Origin of the sequence: Winogradskyella sp. SM1960 (genome assembly GCF_020179375.1) — a bacterium.
Taxonomy (GTDB): domain Bacteria; phylum Bacteroidota; class Bacteroidia; order Flavobacteriales; family Flavobacteriaceae; genus Winogradskyella; species Winogradskyella marina.
On sequence record NZ_JAICBG010000005.1, the window covers coordinates 43,979 to 68,231 of the forward strand.

21 protein-coding genes are annotated in these 24,253 nt (G+C 34.6%); 8 read left to right on the forward strand and 13 right to left on the reverse strand.

Features of this window, described 5'->3' with window-relative positions; translation table 11 throughout:
- Positions 1 to 31 precede the first annotated feature (31 nt).
- The 4 genes from K1X16_RS12640 to metG all read right to left on the reverse strand — a co-directional run bounded on the left by K1X16_RS12640 (position 32) and on the right by metG (position 5,683).
- A complete protein-coding gene (locus K1X16_RS12640) occupies positions 32 to 2,149 on the reverse strand; it encodes a Tex family protein (RefSeq protein WP_225036814.1) in 2,118 nt (705 codons plus the stop codon).
- A gap of 90 nt (positions 2,150 to 2,239) precedes the next feature.
- Complete coding sequence (locus K1X16_RS12645; RefSeq protein ID WP_225036627.1) at positions 2,240 to 2,947, reverse strand: OmpA family protein; 708 nt, start codon at positions 2,945 to 2,947, stop codon at positions 2,240 to 2,242.
- Between the two features lie 4 nt (positions 2,948 to 2,951).
- Positions 2,952 to 3,422 carry a lipocalin family protein gene (locus tag K1X16_RS12650; protein ID WP_195870999.1) on the reverse strand — a complete coding sequence of 157 codons (471 nt, stop codon included), beginning with the start codon at positions 3,420 to 3,422 and terminating at the stop codon, positions 2,952 to 2,954.
- A gap of 170 nt (positions 3,423 to 3,592) precedes the next feature.
- Positions 3,593 to 5,683: a methionine--tRNA ligase gene (gene metG / locus K1X16_RS12655; RefSeq protein ID WP_225036628.1), complete on the reverse strand. Its 2,091-nt coding sequence runs from the start codon at positions 5,681 to 5,683 to the stop codon at positions 3,593 to 3,595.
- 284 nt (positions 5,684 to 5,967) lie between these two features.
- Here metG and K1X16_RS12660 point away from each other — a divergent pair, with 284 nt between their 5' ends.
- A complete protein-coding gene (locus K1X16_RS12660; protein ID WP_225036629.1) occupies positions 5,968 to 6,993 on the forward strand; it encodes an LD-carboxypeptidase in 1,026 nt (341 codons plus the stop codon).
- A gap of 341 nt (positions 6,994 to 7,334) precedes the next feature.
- On the opposite strand, the gene K1X16_RS12665 is transcribed toward K1X16_RS12660, so the two are convergent.
- On the reverse strand, positions 7,335 to 7,637 hold the full coding sequence (locus K1X16_RS12665) for a hypothetical protein (protein WP_195871002.1): 303 nt from the start codon (positions 7,635 to 7,637) through the stop codon (positions 7,335 to 7,337).
- A gap of 202 nt (positions 7,638 to 7,839) precedes the next feature.
- Here K1X16_RS12665 and K1X16_RS12670 point away from each other — a divergent pair, with 202 nt between their 5' ends.
- Positions 7,840 to 8,199, forward strand: a complete 360-nt coding sequence (locus K1X16_RS12670; RefSeq protein ID WP_195871003.1) for a YraN family protein — start codon at positions 7,840 to 7,842, stop codon at positions 8,197 to 8,199.
- 142 nt (positions 8,200 to 8,341) lie between these two features.
- Here the strand turns inward: K1X16_RS12670 and nadD are convergent, their stop codons facing one another.
- The 4 genes from nadD to K1X16_RS12690 form a co-directional block, all read right to left on the reverse strand.
- Positions 8,342 to 8,920 carry a nicotinate (nicotinamide) nucleotide adenylyltransferase gene (gene nadD / locus K1X16_RS12675; RefSeq protein WP_195871004.1) on the reverse strand — a complete coding sequence of 193 codons (579 nt, stop codon included), beginning with the start codon at positions 8,918 to 8,920 and terminating at the stop codon, positions 8,342 to 8,344.
- A 74-nt stretch (positions 8,921 to 8,994) separates the two neighbouring features.
- Entirely contained in the window at positions 8,995 to 9,957 is a 963-nt protein-coding gene (locus K1X16_RS12680) for a D-2-hydroxyacid dehydrogenase (RefSeq protein WP_225036630.1), read from the reverse strand.
- Positions 9,958 to 10,115: 158 nt separating this feature from the next.
- Positions 10,116 to 10,706 carry a guanylate kinase gene (gene gmk / locus K1X16_RS12685; protein ID WP_195871006.1) on the reverse strand — a complete coding sequence of 197 codons (591 nt, stop codon included), beginning with the start codon at positions 10,704 to 10,706 and terminating at the stop codon, positions 10,116 to 10,118.
- A gap of 52 nt (positions 10,707 to 10,758) precedes the next feature.
- Entirely contained in the window at positions 10,759 to 11,616 is an 858-nt protein-coding gene (locus K1X16_RS12690) for a YicC/YloC family endoribonuclease (protein WP_225036631.1), read from the reverse strand.
- Between the two features lie 121 nt (positions 11,617 to 11,737).
- Between K1X16_RS12690 and K1X16_RS12695 the strand changes: the two genes are divergently transcribed.
- On the forward strand, positions 11,738 to 12,217 hold the full coding sequence (locus K1X16_RS12695) for an acyl-CoA thioesterase (RefSeq protein WP_225036633.1): 480 nt from the start codon (positions 11,738 to 11,740) through the stop codon (positions 12,215 to 12,217).
- 62 nt (positions 12,218 to 12,279) lie between these two features.
- On the opposite strand, the gene K1X16_RS12700 is transcribed toward K1X16_RS12695, so the two are convergent.
- The 3 genes from K1X16_RS12700 to K1X16_RS18060 all read right to left on the reverse strand — a co-directional run bounded on the left by K1X16_RS12700 (position 12,280) and on the right by K1X16_RS18060 (position 14,711).
- Positions 12,280 to 13,416: a peptidogalycan biosysnthesis protein gene (locus K1X16_RS12700; RefSeq protein WP_225036635.1), complete on the reverse strand. Its 1,137-nt coding sequence runs from the start codon at positions 13,414 to 13,416 to the stop codon at positions 12,280 to 12,282.
- Positions 13,417 to 13,625: 209 nt separating this feature from the next.
- Positions 13,626 to 13,979, reverse strand: a complete 354-nt coding sequence (locus K1X16_RS12705) for an arsenate reductase family protein (RefSeq protein WP_225036637.1) — start codon at positions 13,977 to 13,979, stop codon at positions 13,626 to 13,628.
- Positions 13,980 to 13,991: 12 nt separating this feature from the next.
- Positions 13,992 to 14,711 (reverse strand): DUF3298 and DUF4163 domain-containing protein, encoded by a 720-nt coding sequence (locus K1X16_RS18060; RefSeq protein WP_225036639.1) that lies wholly within the window; start codon positions 14,709 to 14,711, stop codon positions 13,992 to 13,994.
- A gap of 137 nt (positions 14,712 to 14,848) precedes the next feature.
- Between K1X16_RS18060 and K1X16_RS12715 the strand changes: the two genes are divergently transcribed.
- On the forward strand, positions 14,849 to 15,991 hold the full coding sequence (locus K1X16_RS12715) for a cystathionine gamma-synthase (protein ID WP_225036641.1): 1,143 nt from the start codon (positions 14,849 to 14,851) through the stop codon (positions 15,989 to 15,991).
- Between the two features lie 72 nt (positions 15,992 to 16,063).
- Here the strand turns inward: K1X16_RS12715 and K1X16_RS12720 are convergent, their stop codons facing one another.
- On the reverse strand, positions 16,064 to 16,849 hold the full coding sequence (locus tag K1X16_RS12720; RefSeq protein WP_225036643.1) for a THC0290_0291 family protein: 786 nt from the start codon (positions 16,847 to 16,849) through the stop codon (positions 16,064 to 16,066).
- Between the two features lie 316 nt (positions 16,850 to 17,165).
- On the opposite strand from K1X16_RS12720, the gene gdhA reads away from it, so the two are divergent.
- The 4 genes from gdhA to K1X16_RS12740 all read left to right on the forward strand — a co-directional run bounded on the left by gdhA (position 17,166) and on the right by K1X16_RS12740 (position 24,202).
- Positions 17,166 to 18,509, forward strand: a complete 1,344-nt coding sequence (gdhA, locus tag K1X16_RS12725) for an NADP-specific glutamate dehydrogenase (protein WP_225036645.1) — start codon at positions 17,166 to 17,168, stop codon at positions 18,507 to 18,509.
- A 127-nt stretch (positions 18,510 to 18,636) separates the two neighbouring features.
- Complete coding sequence (locus K1X16_RS12730; RefSeq protein ID WP_225036647.1) at positions 18,637 to 21,021, forward strand: two-component regulator propeller domain-containing protein; 2,385 nt, start codon at positions 18,637 to 18,639, stop codon at positions 21,019 to 21,021.
- A gap of 2 nt (positions 21,022 to 21,023) precedes the next feature.
- Positions 21,024 to 21,743, forward strand: a complete 720-nt coding sequence (recO, locus tag K1X16_RS12735) for a DNA repair protein RecO (protein ID WP_225036649.1) — start codon at positions 21,024 to 21,026, stop codon at positions 21,741 to 21,743.
- Positions 21,744 to 21,814: 71 nt separating this feature from the next.
- On the forward strand, positions 21,815 to 24,202 hold the full coding sequence (locus K1X16_RS12740; protein ID WP_225036651.1) for a TonB-dependent receptor plug domain-containing protein: 2,388 nt from the start codon (positions 21,815 to 21,817) through the stop codon (positions 24,200 to 24,202).
- Positions 24,203 to 24,253 lie beyond the last annotated feature (51 nt).

The window sequence follows — 24,253 nt, forward strand, 5'->3', positions numbered from 1 at the left end:
ATTATTTTTGAATAAGCACATCCTATTTTCTTTACTTATGAAGCTTCAACTGAATCCGTTTACGCGCCACATCAACTTCTAAAACTTTCACAATAATCTGCTGATGTAAATGGACGTGCTCATTGACATCTTTTACAAAACTATCGCTAAGATTAGACACGTGAATTAAGCCACTTTCCTTAATCCCAACATCTACAAAGCATCCAAAATTAGTGATGTTATTAACAATGCCAGGCAATAATTGGCCTTCATGTAAATCGGTAATGGTTTTTATATTTTGGTTGAAGGTAAATACCTTGGCCGTTTCTCTAATGTCTAAACCTGGTTTTTCGAGCTCTTTTATAATATCTTGAAGCGTTAATAATCCAATGGAATCGGAAACATAGTGTTTTAAATCTATGTTTTGAAGTTTGGTTTTATTTCCAATTAATTCTTGAAGTGAAACGCCTTCATCTTTTGCCATTTGTTTTACAATCGCATAGCGTTCTGGATGCACAGCCGAATCATCTAAAGGGTTTTTAGCCCCTTTTATTCTTAAAAAAGCAGCACTTTGTTCAAACGCTTTGCCACCCAATCGCGGGACTTTTAAGATGTCTTTTCTAGATTTGAAGACTCCATTTTCGGTTCTATAGTTGAAAATATTTTCTGCTAATTTTGGTCCTATTCCAGATACATAACTCAGTAATGGCGTGCTTGCCGAATTGATATTAACACCAACGGCATTCACACAATTTTCAACAACGGTATCGAGTTGTTTTTGAAGTTTGGTTTGGTCTACATCATGTTGGTATTGTCCAACACCAATGGACTGCGCATCAATTTTCACCAATTCTGCTAAAGGGTCTTGTAGTCGTCGTCCGATAGACACAGAACCTCTAACGGTAACGTCATAATTAGGAAATTCTTCTCGAGCAATTTTGGATGCCGAATAAATACTAGCACCAGCTTCGCTTACCACAAACACCTGAATCTCGTTTTTAAACTGAATCTTTCGGATTAAAGCTTCGGTTTCTCTTGAAGCGGTGCCGTTTCCAATAGCAATGGCTTCAATTTTATAAGCTTCAGCTAAAGAGGAAATCTTTTTTATAGCACCTATACTATCGTTTTTTGGGGCGTGTGGATAAATAGTTTCGTTGTGTTTTAAATTGCCTTGTGCATCTAAACAAACAATTTTACAACCGGTTCTAAAGCCAGGGTCAATCGCTAAAACACGTTTTTCACCAATAGGTGAACCTAACAATAATTGTTTTAGGTTTTTGGCAAAAACAGTGATGGCAGCTTCATCAGCTTTGTCTTTGGCCTTACTTAAGGTTTCGTTGCTTAATGATGGAAATAGTAAACGTTTGTAGGCATCTGAAATGGCTAACTCAATTTGGTCGGCACAACTATTTTGGCTTCTTATAATTCTATTATCCATGAGTTCTAAGGCTCTAATAGCATCGATTTCTATTTTCACACGAATAAACCCTTCATTTTCGGCTCTTAAAATTGCTAATAGGCGATGTGATGGAATTCGACTTAAACTTTCGGACCAATCAAAATAATCTCTGAATTTTTGTGCCTTATCTTCATCCTTTTTTGCCTTTACAACTTTGGTTGAAATTTGGGCATGTCGTTCTAGCTGATTTCTTAAAAGGTTTCTAATATCTGCACGCTCATTAATCCATTCGGCAATAATATGTCCGGCACCTTTCAAAGCTTCATCAGCAGATTTAATGTCGCCTTTAACATATTTGTAAGCTATGGATTCTATGTCATTTGCCTTCTGACTCATAATGATTTTAGCCAGAGGTTCTAAACCATTTTTACGAGCGGTTTCAGCTTTTGTTTTTCGTTTTTTCTTGTATGGTAGATAAAGGTCTTCAAGTGTTGTTAAATCTTGAGTCTGTGCTATCTTTTGTTTTAGCTCTTCTGTTAAAACATCTTGTTCTTCAAGCGCTTTTAATATGGCTTGTTTGCGTTTTTCTAAAGCTTCAAATTGTTCTTTATATTTTACAATCTCACCAATTTGTACTTCGTCTAAATTTCCTGTGGCTTCTTTTCTGTAACGTGAAATAAAGGGAATGGTACAGTCTTCATTCAGTAATTGAATGGTACTTTTTATATTGGTTTTAGGTAATTTTGTGGATCGAACTATGTAATCTATCATCATTAAAGAAAGACCTTATACGTTTTTTAAGTATAAGGCCTGTAAGATATTTAACTCGACATTAATTGCCGAATGATTTAACAAAAGTTATTAATTAGTACCAGCTTCTTGCTTCGCTTCATTAATCATGGTTTCGTTAGGTACAATGGCGATATTCACACGTCTGTTTTTTGAACGTCCTTCAGCTGTACTGTTATCGTGTGTAGGTTGTTCTTCACCATACCAATGGGTGGTGAATCTTCCATTACTTAAGCCTTTGCCCATTAAATAATTGGTTACAGCTTCGGCTCTGTTTTTAGATAAGGTCATGTTGTACGCATCATTACCAGAACTGTCGGTATGACCAACAACTAAAATATTAGTGTCTGGATATTCTATAAATACATTGGCTAAACTGTTTAGTGTTTCTTGTGACTTGGCATTAATATTATATTTTTCAGTTGCAAAATACACTCCACTTTGTTCGTCAAAGGTTAATACAATACCATTATCAACACGTTCAACCGTTGCGCCTGGAATTTCATTTTCAATTTCTTGGGCTTGTTTGTCCATTTTATTACCAATTAAAACACCAGCACCTCCACCTACAACGCCGCCAATAACAGCACCTAATTCGCTATTATTACCGTCGCCGACGTTATTTCCAATGATGGCACCTAATAAGGCTCCACCAGCAGCTCCAATGACGCCGCCTTTTTGTTTGTTGTTAGCATTGTCTACAGCCTTACAGCTTGTCATTAATACTAAAAGTAATGATAAGGTAATGGCTAAATTCGTTTTATAATTCAATAATTTCATGGTTCTATAATTTTGTAAAGTTCATTGTAATGGTGATGGGCTTTCCATCTAAGGTCACTATTTGTTGCCACTGCATAGCGGTTTCAGAAAGTGATGTGAGTTCTAATCTGAATCCTGAATTAGTTTCAGATTTACCTTTTTCGTTAGTAGGTTTTAATAAAAAATTATACAAGCCCGTGTCTTCGTTTACTTCGTCAATTGTAAATACGAAATAACGTTGGTCGGTAGCGCAAGACATGCCCGAGAGTGTATAAACACCTGTGTTGTTATTGGGGATAAATTGCCATGAGCTGTTTTCAAAACAAGCTTTGTTGGCATCGTTAAGCAATGTGATTTTTATGTCACCAATAGCTGATGAGGTTACAGATGTTAGAGTCCAGTTGCCTTTTATTACTTTTTTAGATTGTCTCACTGTTTTTGAAGCGCCACAAGCTAAAAAGCAAAAGGTTAATGCTATTAATGCTAATTTTTTCATAGTATTTGGAGTTATGATTTATGGTCAAAATTACTAAAAGGATAGGTGAGCGATTACTTGTAATGAAAAAATAATTGATGCATTAGCAATACTAAAACGATAAAAAAGGTTCTATTTTGTTCACCAAACAAAATAGAACCAAACAATTAAATGTACAAGTTAAATTGTAATTAGCTTATTTGAAGACCGTTAGTTACTCCGTCTTTACCTGTGCTGAGCGCAGTGGAAGTATCAGGATTTACAAACACCAAATTACCATCGTCGTCTTCAGTCATTAAAATCATCCCTTGGCTCTCAACACCTCTCAGTTTTCTTGGTGCTAGGTTGACTAAAACAGTGACGCGCTTTCCAACTACATCTTCAGGTTTAAAGCTTTCTGCAATTCCTGAAACAATAGTTCTGGTATCAATACCTGTGTCGACTTTTAAGACTAAAAGTTTTTTAGTTTTAGGCATTTTTTCAGCTTCGAGAATAGTACCAACACGTAAATCTAATTTGGTAAAATCTTCAAACGTAATTTCTTCTTTTTGAGGCTCAACAGCTTTATTTGCGGCTTCGTTAGCTTTTTTACTCGCAATTAATTTTTCTAACTGTGCTTCAATTTGCGCATCTTCAATTTTAGAGAATAATAATTCGCCTTTGCCTATTTTGTGGTTAGCAGGTAGCAGTAACGCTTTAGAGCTGATATCATCCCAAGTGGATTCTGCATCAAGTTCGGAATGACAAAGAATTGATTTTAGTTTATTAGACGTAAACGGTAAAAATGGTTCTGATAAAACGGCTAAAGCTGAAGCGATTTGTAAAGCTACAAACATCACCGTTTTGGTGCGTGCTTCGTCAGTCTTTACAGTTTTCCATGGTTCTTCGTCTGCTAAATATTTGTTTCCTAGTCGTGCTAAGTTCATTAATTCTTGGCTCGCTTCTCTAAATCGGTAACGCTCTATAGAACTTGAAATGACAGCAGGATAAGCTTTTAAGGCTGCTAAAGTTTCTTCGTCAATAGCACTGTATTCTGAAGGTTCTGGAATAACGCCATCGTAATATTTATTGGTTAAAACCACCACACGATTGATAAAGTTTCCGAAAATGGCTACCAATTCGTTGTTGTTTCTTGCCTGAAAATCTTTCCAAGTAAAGTCGTTATCCTTAGTTTCTGGTGCATTTGCGGTTAAAGCATAACGCAATACATCTTGCTGATTTGGGAAATCGACTAAATAATCTGGTAACCAAACGGCCCAGTTTTTAGAGGTCGATAATTTTTGACCTTCTAAATTTAAAAACTCGTTTGCTGGTACATTTTCTGGTAAAATATAAGAGCCTTCTGCCTTTAGCATCGTTGGAAATATAATACAGTGAAATACAATATTGTCTTTTCCTATAAAGTGAACCAGTTTGGTGTCGTCGTTTTTCCAGTAATCTTCCCAGTTTTTACCTTCGCGAGCTGCCCATTCTTTGGTAGAAGAAATATAACCGATTGGTGCATCGAACCAAACGTAAAGGACTTTGCCTTCGCCACCTTTTACAGGTACCGGAATTCCCCAATCTAAATCTCTGGTTACCGCTCGTGGACGCAAACCATCATCTATCCAAGATTTCACCTGACCGTAAACATTAGGTTTCCAGTCTTTTTTATGGCCTTTTAATATCCATTCACGTAAAAATTCTTCGTGTTTGTTTAAAGGTAAAAACCAGTGTTTGGTTTCTTTTAAAGTTGGAACATTTCCTGTTATTGCTGATTTCGGATTAATTAAATCCGTTGCGTTTAAACTCGACCCACAGCTTTCACATTGGTCGCCATAGGCTTCTTCATTACCACATTTAGGGCAAGTTCCGGTTACAAAACGGTCTGCTAAAAACTGATTCGCTTCAGCATCGTATAATTGTTCGGTAACTTCCTCTACAAATTCATTTTTGTCGTAAAGTGTTTTAAAAAATTCTTGAGCGGTATCGTGATGAACTTTCGCAGTGGTACGTGAGTAATTGTCTAGTGAAATTCCAAATTCTTCAAAAGACTTTTTGATGTTGGCGTGGTATTTATCCACAATATCTTGTGGTGTTACGCCTTCTTTTTTAGCCTTTATTGTAATCGGTACACCATGCTCATCACTTCCACAAATAAAAGCGACATCGTTCCCTGTAAGTCTTAAATAACGTGCGTAAATATCTGCAGGGACATAAACGCCTGCTAAATGTCCGATATGAATTGGGCCATTTGTATAAGGTAAAGCTGCGGTTATGGTATATCTTTTTGGTGTGCTCATGGATTTTTTATTTAGTCGTTCTGAAACGTGATGCCTTTGTTTTAGGTGTTCAGAAAGACAAGTGTTTTCACTATTTACAAGCTACAAAAGTAATCATTATTACGCCGAATTAGAAACAGGCATTTGCAAATTTTAAACAATAATATTTCAAGGTTATAGTTAGGAATACATAATACTTGCCTGAAACCATTTTCTAAGTTCTGTATTTTAACTTTATACTTAGAATAGGAATCAAAAAATTTGAACGTCTAAAAAAAAATGTACTTTTACAAAAAGCCCAATTTATGACTTTTAAACCTTATGTAATATTGCTTATTGTTGCCGTGATTTTTAGTGTAAATACTGATGTCCACGCTCAGAATGCAATTGATAATTCTTCTAAAATGACTTCAAACTTAATACAACCTCCATATTTAAAAGCTGGCGATACGGTTGCTATCGTTGCGCCTTCAGGAATTTTAAAAAGTAGAGAAGGGGAGGTACAGCAGGCTGTTGCACTTTTAAAAGATTGGGGTTTGCATGCGGTTGTAGGTAAAAATGTTTTTAATCAAGGGAATCATTTTGCAGGAACCGATGATGAGCGTTGTGAAGATTTACAAAATGCCATGGACGACCCAAGCATTAGTGCGATTTGGTGTGCAAGAGGTGGATACGGAACAGTTAGGATTTTAGATAAATTGAATTATACCAAATTTAAGAAAAATCCAAAATGGGTGATAGGGTATTCAGACATTACAGCCTTACATAATCAGGTTCATAATGAAGGGTTTCAGTCTTTGCACGCCTTAATGTGTGTGAGTTTAACTAAGAACTTAGAGGATATAAAAGAAACCGTTTCAACGTTTAAATCGGCCATTTTTGGTCAGCCAGAAGACTATGCGTTAAAAGGCTCTAATTATAATAGAGTAGGCGAAACATCTGGCGAATTGGTAGGTGGAAACCTCACCATATTGCATACCATGTTAGGTTCTAAAGAAAGTATTGATACTGCCGGAAAAATTCTTTTTATTGAAGAGATTGGCGAATATAAATATCATATAGACCGTATGCTTCAGAGCATGAAACGTGCTGGATATTTTGATAACTTAAATGGTCTTGTGGTTGGTGATATGTCTAGAATGCGAAGAAATACCACACTTTGGGGAACTTCGATTGAACAGTTGATTTTAGATGCTTTAGAAGATTACGACTTCCCTATAGCATTTAATGTGCCAGCAGGACATGAAAAAGATAATAGAGCTTTGGTTTTAGGACGTACTGTGGATTTGAAAGTAGGTAAAGGCACAGCGACTTTAAAGTTTTTAGAATAATCTTTTTTGAAGTTTATAAAATAGAATCGCACCTAAAAAATAAAGGAGGATATCTATAACATCAGTTGTGTAGCGTGTGTTTAGTAGTGGCATTAACCATTCAAAATAGATTGAAAAATAAATGGTGAGTCCTAAAACCACAGTGAGTGGTACATATAGGGTTTCATTTTTTTTGATGATTCGCACTATTGCTAAACAGGAGCTTAAAACAATGGGCATGCACAGAAAGTCATTAACATAAAAACTTATCCAGTTTGGTAATGGTAGCTGTAAACGTTGGACGCTATAAATTGCAGATGCTACTAAAACACTGAAATAGAAAATAGGATGTTTTAAAATTTTCATGCCGCAATTGCTGAAAACACCCAAGCAATAAACATACCTATGGCAATAAACCCCATCCAAATAGAGTGGAAGACTCTAACAAAAACACGAACAACTAGATAGCGATGATCTTTGTATTTGTTGTAAAACGAAGGTGATTCCTCTTTTTGAATTCGCTCGCGTTCACGACGTTCTTTTTCTGCTTTTTCAAATGCTAGTTCACGCCTTTTTTTATAAGACAAAAGTGTATTGCAGTTGGTGCAGTACGCTTTATTTGTGTTATAGATACCACAATTTGGACATTTAATATGACTAGCCATTTTATAGCGTTTTCTTGAATAACAAAGATATGGCTATTTGTAGGATTTTATGTGCTTAAAACAAAGATGCTTTGACTCAGATTACATAGTGCTAACTTTGAATCTAACAATTTTGTATCTTGATGCAAACTGCAAAACACTATTAGTTTTATAAAAGTCATCCGTATCGAGACGATTATTGAAAACGATAGAATACTAAATCATGGCACAACACAACGAACTTGGTAAATTAGGTGAGCAATTGGCAACAGATTTGCTTATTAAAAAAGGGTATGAAATTATCGTTCGGAATTATGTGTTTCAAAAAGCTGAAATTGATATCATAGCTAAGCACAATAATTTAATGGTTTGTGTAGAAGTGAAAACACGAAACTCTGACTTTTTTGGTGATCCACAGGATTTTGTGACACCAAGCAAAATTAAATTGTTAGTAAAAGCGATGGATGCTTTTATAATTGAAAATGATATCGATTTAGAAACCCGATTTGATATCATTGCTGTTTTAAAGAATAAAAAGAAGGAACAGTTAACCCATTATGAGGATGCTTTTTATCATTTCTAAATTCCCGTGACAACGGGAATCCTATGAATAATAACGTAATTTTCATGGTGTATACTAATGCTTTCAAAAGTTTGAAACAGATTATGTCCAAACTTTAATGATCTAGGTTTTTTTTCATGAGATTCCTGCGGACGCAGGAATGTTACCTATAAAAACTCATCTCATCAATAAATTGCCATACGTTTTCAGGTAACATAGGACGTACATTTTTACCATCCTTAATTTCATTTCTAATAAATGTGGATGAAAGCTCCATAATTGGTGCATCAATTTTTATAACTTTAGGATGATTATTGAATTGCGTGTCTATTTTGCCTTCAGATATTCTTGGATAGACATAAATATTATGGTTTTCTAAAATGAGTTCATAATTTTTCCACTTATGAAAACTTTTAAGATTGTCTTCACCCATAATTAGAGCAAACTCATGTTTAGGGTATTTTTCAAAAAGATACGTGAGTGTATCAATGGTGTAATTTGGTTGCTTTAATCCAAATTCTATATCGCTTGGTCTTAGTTTGTCGTAGTCTTTAGTGGCTAAATGAACCAATTCTAAACGGTGGTAATTATCTAACATGCTACGCTTTTTCTTAAACGGACTTAATGGTGTTACCACAAACCAAATTTGGTCCATATCGCTATGTTCAGCTAAGTGATTTGCAATAGTTAAATGCCCAACATGTATGGGATTAAATGTGCCAAAATAAAGTCCGATTTTCATAGTTTGCTATCTGCTAAAAGGTTTAATTTGTAGTGGTTTTTATACTCTTGTAATCCATTTATATCCAAGATTGGCTAATTTACAACATTCATAGGGTTGCCTTCTAAATAAGATTTTAAATTTTCAACCGAAGTTTGCATCATTCGTTGTCTTGAAGCTTTTGGTGCCCAAGCAATATGTGGTGTAATGATACAGTTTTTGGCTTTTAACAATGGATTGTCAGCTTCAATAGGTTCGGTTGAGACCACATCAACAGCTGCTCCGGCGATTTTCCCTGAGTTTAGGGCATCTTTTAAATCGTCTTCTATAATTAGTCCTCCTCGGGATGTGTTTATGAGCATCACTCCATCTTTCATTTTGTCTATGTTGACTGTGTTTATAATGCCTTTTGTCTCGTCGGTTTGCGGACAATGTAAACTGATAATATCTGAGGATTTTAGTAATTCATCTAAAGCAACATATTTGCACATTTCGGATTCTAAATCTGGATTTTTACTGCGATTATATGCTAAAATATTTAAACCAAAGGCTTGTGCCATTTTAGCTGTAGCTTGACCTATTTTTCCAAAACCGATAATACCTAGCGTTTTTCCGTCTAGTTCTATGAGTGGGCTGTTCCAAAAGCAAAAATCAGGTGCTGCTGTCCATTCGCCATCGTTTACAGCATCGGCATGTTCGCCAATATGATGACAGAGTTCAAGCAATAAAGCCATCGTAAACTGGGCAACAGCCTGTGTGCCATACGTTGGCACATTAGTCACTGTTATGTCTAGAGATTTAGCAGCTTCAATATTAATATTGTTATAGCCTGTTGCTAAAATTCCTACATATTTTAAATGCGGCACTTGAGTTAAAACTGATTTTGACAAGGGTGTTTTATTGGTGAGCACAATTGTGGCATCGCCTATGTTTTTTATAATCGCTTTTGAATCAAATTCGGTACGATCATAAACTTTTAAATCGCCAAACTGACTGATGCCTTCCCAACTTAAGTCGCCTGGATTTAGAGTGTATCCATCAAGCACAACAATTTTCATTTCGTCATCTTTAAAATTACAGGTAAATTTAAAAATAAAAATTAGGGGAACAATACTCAGTTTAACCAATTAATGAGGTTCTAATTAAGCTAAACTGTTTCACCACGACTTTGTCATGTAAGACAATAATCGGAAAATGTTTTAAAAAGGAAAAAGGGTTATTTGTTTATAAAGTCAGATACCAGCTTATGGGCGTTTTCTAAGGCTTTGTCTAAGTCAGAATTAACCACAATCTCATCAAAAAGTGGTGCTGTTGCTAATTCTGCAGGTGCTTTAGAGACACGCATACTTATTTTGTCTTCACTTTCTTCACCGCGTTCTTTTAAACGTCTTACCAATTCATTTAGATCTGGTGGTTTTACAAAAATAGCGAGTGTTTGTTCTGGGAATTTTCGTTTTATACGAAGTCCTCCAGACACATCAATATCAAAAATAACATGTTTGCCTTTGGCCCAAATGCGTTCAATTTCTGTTTTTAAAGTGCCGTAAAAATTATCTCTATAAACCTCTTCCCATTCTAAAAACTCATCGTTTTTAATTCGGTTTTTGAATTCTTGAAGCGATAAATAATAATAGTCTTTTCCGTTGATTTCATTACCACGTTTTTCGCGAGATGTTGCCGAAATTGAAAATTCTAAATTAAGTTCTTGCTGTTTTAATAAATGACGAACTATCGTTGTTTTTCCAGATCCTGAAGGTGCTGAAAACACAATGAGTTTGCCTTGTATTTCGTTTTTGATTTCTGACACTTTTGAATTGTTTTTTTACTGATGAAAACGGTGAGTAAGACTTTAAATTAATTTAGAGCACATTCAACATTTGTTCCTTAATTTTTTCAAGTTCATCTTTCATCTGAACTACTAATTTTTGCATTGGAGCATAATTAGATTTAGAACCTATAGTATTGATTTCACGACCTATTTCTTGAGAAATAAAGCCTAGTTTTTTTCCGTTTGAATCTTCCGAGTTTAACGTCTTTATAAAATAATCTAAGTGATTATCGAGTCTTACTTTTTCTTCTGTGATATCAAATTTTTCAATGTAATACACGAGTTCTTGCTCAAAACGGTTTTCATCAACCTTTTCCTTAATGTCAGCAATACCTTTTTCTAATCGTGCTCTAACACCATCGATACGCTCCGGATCCATAGCAATAACATCATCTAGTAATTGTTTAAGCGTCGCGATTCTATCTGTAAAATCTTGATTTAAAGTTTCTCCTTCATCTTTTCTGTAAATGACAATGTTTGAGATGGCTTCATTAATCCCATTACTGATAAGTGTCCATTCTTCTTCATCTATATCATCGCGCTCTGTAGTTACAGCATCAGGCAAACGAATGGCCATTTTTAATAACTCAGTTGTATCGCCGTCTACGACTTCTTTGAGCTGTTTAATGTATTCATTTACTACGGTTTTATTGATTTTAGAGCTAGTATCTTCACCTGTAATTTCTACATAAAGTGAAAAATCTACTTTTCCGCGCACTAAATGTTTGGCAATAAGTTTTCGTATATCTAGTTCTTTTGCTCTATACATAGAAGGCATACGAGCATTGAGGTCTAAGTTTTTACTGTTTAGAGATTTTAATTCTATAGATATTTTTTTGGTTGGGAGCTGTAATACAGATTTCCCATAACCTGTCATAGATTGTATCATTAAGATGATGATTTTTAATTGCACAAAGGTACAAAATTGAATGGTTTTAAATAGTTTAGAATTCAACCGGTTCTCACAACAGACTTTTATAACTTTGCAGACCTAAATTGAGAACAAAACTATGTACAAGAAACAATTTGAAATTCGTTGGAGCGATGTAGATGCTAATGGTCATTTAGCCAATTCTGCTTATACCAATTTTATGAGTCATGCGAGGATGTCTTTTTTCGCTGAGAAAGGTTTTACAATGCCAGAAATTATGAAATACAACGTTGGTCCTGTGGTGTTTTATGAGCATATGTATTATTTTAAAGAATCGTTTTTGGGCACTCCTATTACAGTAACTATTGAAGTTTCTGGATTAAGTGATGATGGTATGTTGTTTATGTTTGAACATAATTTTTATAACCATAAAGGTGAAAATTTAGCCTACTGCGAAATGCAAGGTGCTTGGATTGATTTAAAAGCGAGAAAATTAACTGCTTTACCAGAACCTTTATTAGAGTTAGCACATAAATTTCCGAAGTCTGAAGGTTATAAGGTGTTGACTAAAGAAGATACGCGTAAGCATGGAGTACGACCAAAACCTATGAAAACATAAGGGTTTATTTAAAGAAGAAGTAAGGTTATATGTCTTAGCTATAACAATTATAATTTGCTTTTTTATTTAAATACAGCATGCTGTTTGAAAGATTTAATCTGAACATTCTTTATAAACGGTTTTAAAATTTGATTAGGTAAGTACCGTTTGTGTTTGCAGTAACATGTTAGTGGTTCTGGTTTTGCGCCGAGTGTACTTTTTATTTCAGAAGCCGTTCTGCCTAAGTTAATTTGAGCCGACTTTGTTGCAATTCCGAGTCTTACATAATCATTTAAGATTCTTGGGTAAATGGCAAATTCTTTGTTTTTGGAATAATCAATGCCAATAAAATGGGCATCGAGGTTTGTATCGTTTTGCATGGCAGACAAAAAGCCAACTAATTTTTCATTGAGAAAATAGCCCTTCACTATAAATTGATCTTTAAAGGTTTTTTTAAGATGAACGTACGTGTCAAGATTTAATATTTGAGCGTTAAAGTTAGCATTGTCAATAGTGTTTTGATACAATTCCTGAAGCGCATCTTTATGTGTTTCTATATCCTTTACAGAAAATAATTGGGCAACTAATGTGTCACTTTTAGCGTCTGCTCTATTTGCTTTTACTCTGTATTTAGATTTTAAAGCATTGGTGTAAGCTTCAAAAGACTGCCATTCTGGTTTAAGCGTTATGATCATATTAGGTTCAACTTGCATGGCAGCATAATCAAAATCTTCTAAATGATTCGTGATGGGAAGTGATTCGTTTTTAAAATCTTTCACAAAAACAGCCATTAATTTTTTTGTAGAATTTGTTACCTGTCTTACACCCTTGGCAATGGCTTTAAAGGTTTCAACCTTATCTTCTCCGTCTTTTATAAACGTACCATATTCGCCACTTAAAAACACATTACCACAGAATAATACTCTAATTTCATTATTGCAAAACATATTGTTTACGGCACGTCTAACTTTATCTGATGTTATCGTAATATTTTTAGTAATCGTTTCAATACCAATCGTTACAATTTGCGTATTGGCAAAGGCAATGGCGTCGTTGTTTTTTAGTATAAAAATATAATTAAATTCAATGTCTGTATTAGCACGTTCAAAGGCTTTTAAAAAATCAGGTGAATAGTAAATGTTTGTACAACAGTTGACACTATTCCAGTAATTGTTTGGAATAGCATCTATAGTTTTGAATATTACTGTTTTTAAAGACAAATTAAGTGTTGTTATAATTTTTACGTTCTATCTTTTCTTGAGGTAACCAAATGCTAATGAGCCAAAACAGAATGGCAGCACCACCAAATCGCAACACGGTTAGTAACGAATGGTGATACAAAATTATCATTCATTACGGTGTTGTAAAAGTAAAATTAAGGCCACACAACAATCGCACCATTAAAAGTGCAAAAATTGCAAATCACCTGCTAACCATGAATGGCGTGTTTTGCAGCTTCAACCGTTTTCTTAGAATTACCTATAAATAGTTGGTTGTTGTATACAATAACAGGTCGTTTTAGCAACGTATAATGTTCTAAAATATAGTTTTTATAATCGTCTTCGGATAGTGATTTGTCTTTTAATCCCAGTTCTTTGTATAGTCTTGCACGCTTGCTAAACAGATTTTCATAACTGTCAGTAAGGCGTCGCATTGTTTCAATTTGAGAGGTGGTAATAGCATCGGTTTTTATATCTTGAAGTTCAAATCCTTCAGGTAGGTTAAGCTCATTTATAATTCGAGTACAGGTATTACAACTACTTAGGTAGTATATTTTGTTCATAGTCAACGCAAGTTAATTTATCTTTAAATATGGTTCTGCTTCATTATAAGGAATCATAAATTCTGTATAACCTAAATCGTAAGAAGCAACTTCGTAAACGTTGTAGATTAAAACTAAACCTTCTTCACTAAACCCTATGTTTTGTGGTAGGTGAAACGGTTCTCCAAAGAAAAAGTTCTCAATAGTTAATTGATCTTTGTTTTGGTCTAAAGACGAGATAAACTGGGATTTTGCTACTGATGTAAAGCCATCGATATCGTTGATAAAATCATTGAGTTCAATGGTTTTTCCACTTTTGGCATCAAGGTTTAATAGCTTTATTTTATCGTTTCCATGCGCACCACCTTTAAATTCATACGTGCTCATGGCAATTGTAAGTACATCTTCAGATTGATAAATAAGTTCTGTTTCAATATGAAGTTCCCAAACCGGTTCGGTTATTTCAGTAAATTTATTTTTAAAACTTAGGTATTCTTCATTAAATGCTTTTAAAACCTCTTTTAAATTAGTCTTATTTTCAGGTGTATTTAGAGTTTCAATTATTGCATTTTCAACGTTGGTGTTAATGGTATTACTGAGTTCACTGTTTCCAGTTGCTTCACTGTAGATTGCTGAAATTTCGGCTTCATAGGATTCTTCGATTGAAATGGTATCAAATGTCGCAGGCTTAAATTCTGAAGTACATGAATTTAATAGAAGGCTAATTATTAAAAATAGAATAATGTTTTTCACAGTAGTTGAGCTTATGTTTTATAAACAATAAAGGTATTGTATAGATTTGAATAGAACGAATTATCCGTTAAATTTGTTATGATACAAAAGCGATAATTCTGTTAATTTTTGAATGGGTTACCTTTAATATAATTATTATGAAATTTAATACAAAAACCATACATGGTGGACAAAAACCTGATAAGGCTTATGGTTCTATTATGCCTCCTGTTTATCAGACCTCTACATTTGCACAATCTACACCTGGTGGACATAAAGGTTATGCGTACGCACGCTCTGGAAACCCAACGCGTCATGCTTTAGAAAAGGCTTTTGCCAGTATCGAAAATGGTACACATGGTTTAGCATTTAGTTCAGGATTAGCTGCAATCGATGCTGTTTTAAAATTGTTAAAATGTGGTGATGAGGTTATTTCCACTAATGATTTATATGGTGGAACTTATCGTTTATTCACCGAGATATATGAAAATTTTGGTATAAAGTTTCATTTTATAGGTATGGAAAATGCTAATCACATTGAAGACTATATTAACGATAACACAAAACTGTTATGGGTAGAAACACCAACCAACCCAATGCTAAATATTATAGATATTGAAATGACCGCTAAAATTGCAAAGAAACACGATGTTCTTTTAGCTGTAGATAACACCTTTGCGACTCCTTATTTGCAACGTCCTTTAGATTTAGGCGCCGATATTGTGATGCATTCGGCCACCAAATATTTAGGTGGTCATAGTGATTTGGTCATGGGAGCATTAATGGTTAAGAATAGCGATTTAGCGGACCGATTGTATTTTATTCAAAATGCAAGTGGTGCCATTTGTGGGCCACAAGATTCTTTTTTAGCCTTAAGAGGAATTAAAACTTTGCATGTTAGAATGCAGCGGCATTGCGAAAACGCAAAAGCTGTGGCGACATATTTATCCAAACACCCTAAAGTTGAATATGTATATTGGCCAGGTTTTAAAAATCATCCCAATCATACACTTGCCAGCGCTCAGATGAGTGGTTTTGGTGGTATGGTTTCGTTTACGACAAAAGGAAATAATTACGAAGCAGCGATTAGAATTGTTGAGCATCTTAAGGTATTCACCTTGGCCGAGTCACTTGGAGGTGTAGAGTCCTTAGCTGGTCATCCGGCAAGTATGACTCATGCTAGTATTCCAAAAGAACAACGGGAAAATATTGGTGTTGTAGATTCGTTAATTAGATTGAGTGTTGGTATAGAAGATGAGGATGATTTGATAGCCGATTTAAAACAAGCATTGGATAAATAGACTAAAGAATATCATATTAAAAAAGACCAAATCGCGGGATTTGGTCTTTTTTATATCTGTTATATTGAAGGTTTAGTCAAATAAGAAAATGTAACCAACATTTAACCAAACTAACCAGTCATTTGTTTTATTAGAATCTAATTGGTGGTCTAATCCGTCTGTATAATCATCAAAAAAGCTTTGAATTCTTAAATCTACTATTAAATGTGAAATAGGACTCATATTGTATCGTACTCCTACGCTACCAACTACGGACCAAGTTGACCCATTAGTAGCATCTATAGAGCCTGGTTCCCAACTAGGATAAAAGTTGTTTGAATTATCAGGGTTCTGGTCACCGTATGTGGTTGATACATCAGGATTATAAAACACGTAATGTACACCTAAACTTGCGAATGGTCCAAATCTATCCCCTCCACGATTTAAAGCTCGTGTACTCAGTGGAAAGTACTCAAGTTGAACTCCTAAGTCGAAATTTTGAGATTCCCCAGAATGCGCTCTTAGTTTATCTGCCGCAACACTTGTTCGGCTGTCATCAACCCATTGCCCATAATGATTAAGTCCTGTTTTGTTCCAGGATAATTCGGCACGAATTTTAAAATGGTTCGTAAAGTAGTTGTTTCTAGAATACGAATAATAGTTAGCGAGATAGTCAAAGTTCATAAAATAAACAAGACCAATTCCAAACCCTACATTACCTGTGTTAGTTTCAAAGTCGTAACGCTCACCAAAGTCAGATTGATAAGCAACAGGACCTGCAATAATCCCAATTTCATGTGAAAAGCTTTGAGAAGAACTCAATTGCATTGCAAAAAGCAATAAAAATGCAATGAATAATTTTTTTATTTTTAATGTCATGTAATTTTGAAAATTGATGCTTTTACCAAGCAAATATATAAAAACTCGATAAACTACCAAATAAAACCGACAAAATGCATGTTTTTGTTTTTTTCATAAAATTTAACCCCTTTTCGATTTGAACAAGAATGATTACAATATCACATTTACTATATTGATATGTGTCTAATTACTAAAGTAATAAGGAAGCCACAATATATCAAAATATTCTTACAATTACCTGTTTTAAATAAAATATCGTAAAGTTTTCACAAAAATAGATTATTATTTAGAATTGGTATACGAATTATTTAATTTCGATAATAAATAAATACAAATGAGAGACAAAATTGATAGGTTTTTAGCAGAAGTAAATGCCAGAAACAGTCATGAGCCAGAGTTTTTACAAGCCGTTCAAGAAGTCGCGGAATCCTTAATACCATATATAGCACAACATAAATTATACAGTGGAAAAAACATTCTATTAAGAATGGTTGAACCCGAACGCTTAATTGCTTTTAGGGTTAGTTGGGTTGATGATGCGGGAGAAATTCAAGTTAATAGAGGTTATAGGGTTCAAATGAACTCTGCTATTGGTCCTTATAAAGGAGGTTTACGTTTTCATCCCTCTGTTAATGCAAGTATTTTAAAATTCTTAGCTTTTGAGCAAGTATTTAAAAATGCCTTAACCACATTGCCAATGGGGGGAGGAAAAGGCGGTTCGGATTTTGACCCAAAAGGAAAGTCAGATGGTGAGATTATGCGATTCTGTCAGGCCTTTATGAGTGAATTATTTAGACATATAGGACAGTTTACAGATGTTCCGGCAGGTGATATAGGAGTAGGAGCACGTGAGGTTGGTTATATGTTTGGAACTTACAAAAAACTAAAAAATGAATTTACTGGTGTATTAACGGGTAAAGGGCCAACTTGGGGAGGCTCACTAATTAGACCTGAATCTACAGGATACGGAACGGTTTATTTTGCGCAAAGTATGTTAAAGTTAAAGGATGACGCAATCAAAGATAAAACGGTTGTAATTTCTGGATCTGGAAATGTAGCACAATATGCAGCTGAAAAAGCAATAGAATTAGGAGCAACAGTACTTACTTTATCCGATTCTGGGGGCTATATTGTTGATGAAGATGGTATAGATTCTGAGAAATTGAAGTTTGTTATGGATCTTAAAAATGTAAAGCGCGGTAGAATAAGAGAATATGTTGATCAGTATCCAAATGCTAAATACTATGCAGATGAAAGGCCTTGGTCTGTAAAATGTGATATTGCGCTACCATGTGCTACTCAAAATGAGTTAAATGCTGAAGAGGCAAAACAGTTAGTAGGAAATGGTTGTATTTGTGTAGCTGAAGGGGCAAACATGCCTTCAACTCCCGGGGCTATTCATGAGTTTCAAAAAGCTAAATTATTGTTTGCTCCAGGTAAAGCGTCAAATGCAGGAGGCGTAACCACATCTGGATTAGAGATGAGCCAGAACTCATTGCGTTATAGTTGGTCTAGAGAAAAAGTAGATGAGCGCCTAAAAGGCATTATGCAAGACATTCACGACTCTTGTGTAACATATGGAAAAAACGAAGATGGTTCCATAGACTATATTAAAGGAGCAAATATCGCTGGTTTCGTAAAAATTGCGGATGCTATGTTGGCACAAGGTGTCGTATAATCAAATTTAAAAAAGTATATTTTCAAGCTTCTGTATGCCTTACAGGAGCTTTTTTATGACATAATATATGATAAGCGTATAATTTATCGTTAGTATTAAATATATTTGAACAAACCTTATTTCTTAAATGAGTAACACTGTTTTTAAAATCTTTATTCTGGTATTTGGACTTACGGCTTCATGTTATAGTCAAGATTTCACAGCATTATGGCAAGGTCATTATTCCTATAACAATATAGTGGACGTCGTTAGTGGTAATCATACCCTATATGCTGCGGCTCAAAATGCAGTTTTTAAATATGATACACAAACCAATGAGATCACAACTATTACCTCTGTTGAAGGCCTTTCAGGTGAGCAAATTACCACCATTTATTACAGTGAATTGTATCAGTATCTGCTTATTGGTTATGAAACAGGATTAGTAGAGGTCTATTCTGAAACCGACAATTCAGTATTATCTGTTGTCGATATATTAGATAAACAAAATATTACTCCTGTAAATAAAGGGATTAATCATTTCTTTGAGAATGAAGGCCTAATATATATATCTACAAATTATGGGGTTTCTGTTTATGATTTAGAACGCTTGGAGTTTGGTGACACATATTTTTTAGGTAATGGAGGATCTCAGGTCACTGTAACTCAGGTTTCAATTTTAAATAATGAAATTTATGCGGCATGTTTAGCTGGTAATGGTATAAAAAGAGCCGATTTAAACAATCCTAATTTAATAGATTATCAGCAATGGCAAACCGTTATAATGGGTAATTATTATACTATGAATACGATTAATAATAAATTGTATTCAGTACGTGATAATCGGGTGCTTTACGAAATAAATGGAGCTACAATAAATACGTTGTTTACATTTCCGGTATTGCCTCTAGACGCTGATATGTCAGACTCTAATTTGGTGTATTCAACTTTAAATACGATTTATGTGTATGATGAAAACCTAGGACTTGTCAATAGTTTTCAGCCTACGGAAGCATTTGATTCTAATTTTACTTCAGCAGTTAGTTTAGATGATTCTATATATATAGGTACGGAAGCCTTTGGAGTTCTAAACAATTCAATTTCTGTAGTAGGAGAGTATTCTGAAATTAAACCTAATGGTCCTTTATTTAATGAAACCTTTAGGCTTAATGCAGAATCTGGCGTGGTTTGGTCTAGTTTTGGGGATTATACAGAGGATTTAGTTCCAAGTCCAGTTAGAAGTAGAGGTATAAGTTATTATAGAAATGAAGTGTGGGAAAGCATTCCGTATGATAGTCTATTTGGAGGTAGAAACTTGTCTCAAATAGCCGTGAACCCTTTTGTTTCCAATCAAGTCTTTGTGAGTTCCTTTCAAGATGGTCTTCTAGAATTAAATGATTTTGAACCCACCATTTTATATGATGAAACCAATAGTGGTTTAGAATCTTTAGTATTGCCAGGATCTCCTAATTTTAGGAGTTTAAGAGTTTCGGCTACCGCTTTTGATAGAACAGGATTGTTGTGGTCGCTATCTTCGTTGTTATTTGAACCTTTAAAATCGTATGACCCAATTACTGGCAATTGGAATAGTTATGATTTTTCGAGTATAATACAAGACGCTATTCGCGATGAGCTTGGCTATTTTGATCTTGCCATAGATAATAATGGTACCAAATGGATTGGAGCTTATACAAACGGAATTTATGCTTATAATGAAACAGTAAGTAATAATCCGCTTCGAAATATTAGAACCGAAGAACAAGGGTTACCGTTTCCGAGAGTGAATGCGGTTGCTATAGATAATAGAAATCAACTTTGGGTTGGTACATTTACAGGCCTGAGAGTACTTTATAATACTTCTGGTTTTTATGAAGATTCTAATCCAACCTTAAGTTCTATAATTATTCTAGAAAATGGTATTGCAAAAGAATTGTTAGAAGGCGAAACCATAACCGATATTAAAGTAGATGGTTCTAATAACAAATGGATTGGTACGGTAGATTCTGGCGTGTTTTACTTTTCACCAGATGGGCAAACAACTATATATCACTTTACCAAAGACAATTCACCATTACCATCTAATAGAATTAACGAAATTTCCATAGACCCTAATGATGGCACTGTATATATCGCAAGCATAAAAGGCTTATTATCTTTTAAGGCAGGTGGTTCTAAACCTGGCAATACGTTAGAGGATGCTTTTGTGTATCCAAATCCTGTGCGTCCAGAATACAACATTCTTGGTTTTAACGACCTTAACGATATTAATAAAGGGGTTAAAATAAATGGCTTAACAGAGCGTGTAAATATAAAAATCACCGATATTGAAGGGAATTTGGTCGCCGAAGCCCAGTCTAATGTTAATTTAAGATCGTCTAATTCCAATTATAATTTTGCCATAGATGGTGGAACAGCTATTTGGAATGGTAAAAACCTTGCGAATAATGTGGTGAGAACAGGTGTGTATTTAATACTGATTTCAGATTTAGACTCTTTTGAAACCAAAGTGCTTAAAGTGCTCATAGTCCAATAAACATGCTTTCAAAAAACAACAGCATTGTGCTTTCTAAATTAAAATATAGAGATCACGACCTTATTGTTAAGTGTTATACTGAAGAACGAGGCGTTGTAAGTTATATGCTAAGAGGTGTTTTGAAATCTAAAAAAGGACTATCAAAAACGGTTTATTTTCAAGCCTTATCTCAACTTCAAATAGAGGAAAATTACAAACCCAATCAGTCGCTTCATTTTATTAAAGAGACGAAGTTTAATTACATCTATAAAAGTCTTCACACTAACATTTATAAGAGTTCAATCGTTTTATTTTTATCCGAAATTCTTTCCAATGTGTTGAAAGAAGAAGAAAAGAATGCCGATTTATTCCATTTTATAACCGCTTCACTTCAGTATTTAGATAATGAAGATCAGTTTTCAAACTTTCATTTATTATTTCTGTTAAAGCTTACACGATACTTAGGGTTTCAACCTGAAAATACAGATTATCACTATCCATTTTTTAATTTAGAGACTGGAGTTTTTGAAACGTCCAATCATGGTATCTACTCTGTTTCGGGTGAAAATTTAATACTACTAAAACAACTGTTAGGCACAAGTTTTGATGCACTAAATACCATAACCATTAAAGCAAAACAACGCCAAGAGTTTTTAAATCTATTGTTGCATTATTTTGAATTACATTTGGGAAGTTTTAAAAAGCCCAAATCTTTACAAGTGCTTAACGCGGTTTTTCATTAAGCCGAATTTACCAAAATTTTATAATGATTGTGAGTTCACAAGTGAAACGCAATAGCGTACATACATGTTTAATGTTTCTTTTTTTACAATTAACCTTTGGTCAAACGGTTACTGTATTAGAAGCCGATAGTCAGATGCCTATTCCTGGGGTTGCTGTTGTTAATGATATAAAAAGTAAAACGGTTATTACTGATTCTAAAGGAGAAGCGTCTTTGTCTGGTTTTAGCGATAACGAACTCATCTATTTTAAAGACTTTTTATACGAAGATAAACACTTCACTAAATCTGAAATTGCCAACAAGAATGGGGTTATTTACCTCACTCCTAAAGTGGAAGGTTTAGATCAAATCTTAATTTCTGCGTCTAAGTTTGAACAACATAAACGCGATATTCCACAAACCATAGTTAATGTGAGTGCCAAGGATATTGCCTTGTCTAATCCGCAAACCAGTGCCGATTTATTAGAAAACACAGGTAATATTTACATTCAAAAGAGTCAGTTAGGTGGTGGAAGTCCTATGATAAGAGGGTTTTCTACCAATCGGCTTTTAATTGCAGTCGATGGTGTACGAATGAACAATGCTATTTTTAGAGGTGGTAATCTTCAAAACGTCATTGCTATAGATCCGTTTTCGGTACAACAGACCGAAGTTACGCTTGGAGCAGGTTCTGTAGTGTATGGTAGTGATGCTATTGGAGGTGTGATGAGTTTTTATACCAAAAAACCTCAGTTTTCTGAAACCGATGATTTAGATTTTAGCGCTAATGCTTTAACACGATTTGCATCTGCAAATAACGAAAAAACAGGCCATTTAGACTTTAATTTAGGGTATAACAATTGGGCGTTTTTAACAAGTGTTAGTTATACTGATTTTGATGATTTAAGAATGGGAAGCCATGGGCCAGACGATTACTTGAGACCAGAATACGTCACGCGGCAAAATGGTGAGGACGCTATTGTTGCCAACTCAAACCCTAAATTGCAAGTACCTACAGGTTACGATCAAATTAATTTGATGCAAAAAGTACGTTATAAATCGTCTGATGATTTGGATTTTGATTTAGGCTTGTATTTTTCTACAACCTCAGATTATTCTAGATACGATAGACTTATTCGTTACCGAGACGATGTGTTGCGTTCGGCAGAATGGAATTACGGTCCACAACAATGGTTTATGGGTAATTTTCAGTTCACCAAATTGAGCAGTAGTTCTAATTTGTATGATAAAATTCAAACGACTTTAGCGTATCAAAATTTTAAAGAGAGCAGAGAAGATCGCGATTTTCAATCTTCTATTCGTGCTATTAGAGCGGAATCTGTGGATGCCATTTCATTTAATTTAGATTTAGAAAAGAAATTACACCCTAAAACAAGCCTTTTTTATGGCATGGAATATTTGCATAATACAGTACATTCCGATGGGCATGATAAAAATATTGAAACTGGAGACAATTCAGTGAGTCTTACACGCTATCCAGACGGCTCTACTTGGCAGTCTGCTGCGGCTTATGCCAGCTTAAAATATAAACCTAATTCTAAATTTGTATTTCAGTCTGGACTTCGCTATAATCAAGTGATTGCTAAGGCCGATTATACCGAGAACAATGTGTTTTTAAATTTACCGTTTGATGATGCTGAGGTGAATACTGGCGCCTTAACAGGTACAGCGGGAATTACATGGTCGCCAAGCGATTTATTGCAATGGAAACTTAATGCAGCAACCGCCTTTAGAGCTCCAAATATAGATGATATCGGTAAGGTGTTTGATAGCGAACCAGGTGCTGTTGTGGTACCGAATAAAGATTTAAAAGCAGAGTATGCGTATAGCGGAGAGCTAGGTTTAAAATTGAATTTTGAAAATAAAGTTATTATAGATTTAGCCACCTATTACACCTTTTTAGACAATGCATTAATCCGAAGAGATTATAAGCTTAATGGTGACACTGAGATGGTTTATAATGGCGAAGCGAGTACCATCCAAGCGATACAAAACGCTTCAAAAGCCTGGATTTATGGATTTGAAGCCGGAATAGAAGTCAACTTTACAAAACAATTACAACTACGTTCGCAATATAACAGTATTGGTGGAACTGAAGATAATAATGGTGTAGAAGAACCTATAAGACATGTGGCACCAAGATTTGGGCGTACACATTTGGTTTGGAAGAAAAACAAACTATTATTTGATGCTTATCTAATCTATAACGATGAATTGTCCAATAATCAATTAGCACCTTCAGAAACGTCTAAGGATTATATCTATGCATTAGATGCTAATGGAGATCCTTATGCACCTTCTTGGCACACGCTTAATTTTAGAACACAATACCACTATAATGAGAAGTTAAGTATTACAGCGAGTTTAGAAAACATAACGGATCAACGTTATCGACCGTATTCTTCTGGACTATCTGCAGCGGGTAGAAACTTAATTTTAGCTTTAAAATATACACTTTAATACCTTCATACTGTAATAGCATTGCACTAATAGGTGTGTTTTGTATTACTC

Excerpts from the sequence above, each read along its gene's own strand:
- K1X16_RS12640 (WP_225036814.1), bottom strand. The coding sequence starts at position 2,149 with ATGATAGATTACATAGTTCGATCCACAAAATTACCTAAAACCAATATA.
- K1X16_RS12645 (WP_225036627.1), bottom strand. The coding sequence starts at position 2,947 with ATGAAATTATTGAATTATAAAACGAATTTAGCCATTACCTTATCATTA.
- K1X16_RS12650 (WP_195870999.1), bottom strand. The coding sequence starts at position 3,422 with ATGAAAAAATTAGCATTAATAGCATTAACCTTTTGCTTTTTAGCTTGT.
- metG (WP_225036628.1), bottom strand. The coding sequence starts at position 5,683 with ATGAGCACACCAAAAAGATATACCATAACCGCAGCTTTACCTTATACA.
- K1X16_RS12660 (WP_225036629.1), top strand. The coding sequence starts at position 5,968 with ATGACTTTTAAACCTTATGTAATATTGCTTATTGTTGCCGTGATTTTT.
- K1X16_RS12665 (WP_195871002.1), bottom strand. The coding sequence starts at position 7,637 with ATGGCTAGTCATATTAAATGTCCAAATTGTGGTATCTATAACACAAAT.
- K1X16_RS12670 (WP_195871003.1), top strand. The coding sequence starts at position 7,840 with ATGGCACAACACAACGAACTTGGTAAATTAGGTGAGCAATTGGCAACA.
- nadD (WP_195871004.1), bottom strand. The coding sequence starts at position 8,920 with ATGAAAATCGGACTTTATTTTGGCACATTTAATCCCATACATGTTGGG.
- K1X16_RS12680 (WP_225036630.1), bottom strand. The coding sequence starts at position 9,957 with ATGAAAATTGTTGTGCTTGATGGATACACTCTAAATCCAGGCGACTTA.
- K1X16_RS12690 (WP_225036631.1), bottom strand. The coding sequence starts at position 11,616 with ATGATACAATCTATGACAGGTTATGGGAAATCTGTATTACAGCTCCCA.
- K1X16_RS12695 (WP_225036633.1), top strand. The coding sequence starts at position 11,738 with ATGTACAAGAAACAATTTGAAATTCGTTGGAGCGATGTAGATGCTAAT.
- K1X16_RS12705 (WP_225036637.1), bottom strand. The coding sequence starts at position 13,979 with ATGAACAAAATATACTACCTAAGTAGTTGTAATACCTGTACTCGAATT.
- K1X16_RS12715 (WP_225036641.1), top strand. The coding sequence starts at position 14,849 with ATGAAATTTAATACAAAAACCATACATGGTGGACAAAAACCTGATAAG.
- K1X16_RS12720 (WP_225036643.1), bottom strand. The coding sequence starts at position 16,849 with ATGACATTAAAAATAAAAAAATTATTCATTGCATTTTTATTGCTTTTT.
- gdhA (WP_225036645.1), top strand. The coding sequence starts at position 17,166 with ATGAGAGACAAAATTGATAGGTTTTTAGCAGAAGTAAATGCCAGAAAC.
- K1X16_RS12730 (WP_225036647.1), top strand. The coding sequence starts at position 18,637 with ATGAGTAACACTGTTTTTAAAATCTTTATTCTGGTATTTGGACTTACG.
- recO (WP_225036649.1), top strand. The coding sequence starts at position 21,024 with ATGCTTTCAAAAAACAACAGCATTGTGCTTTCTAAATTAAAATATAGA.
- K1X16_RS12740 (WP_225036651.1), top strand. The coding sequence starts at position 21,815 with ATGTTTCTTTTTTTACAATTAACCTTTGGTCAAACGGTTACTGTATTA.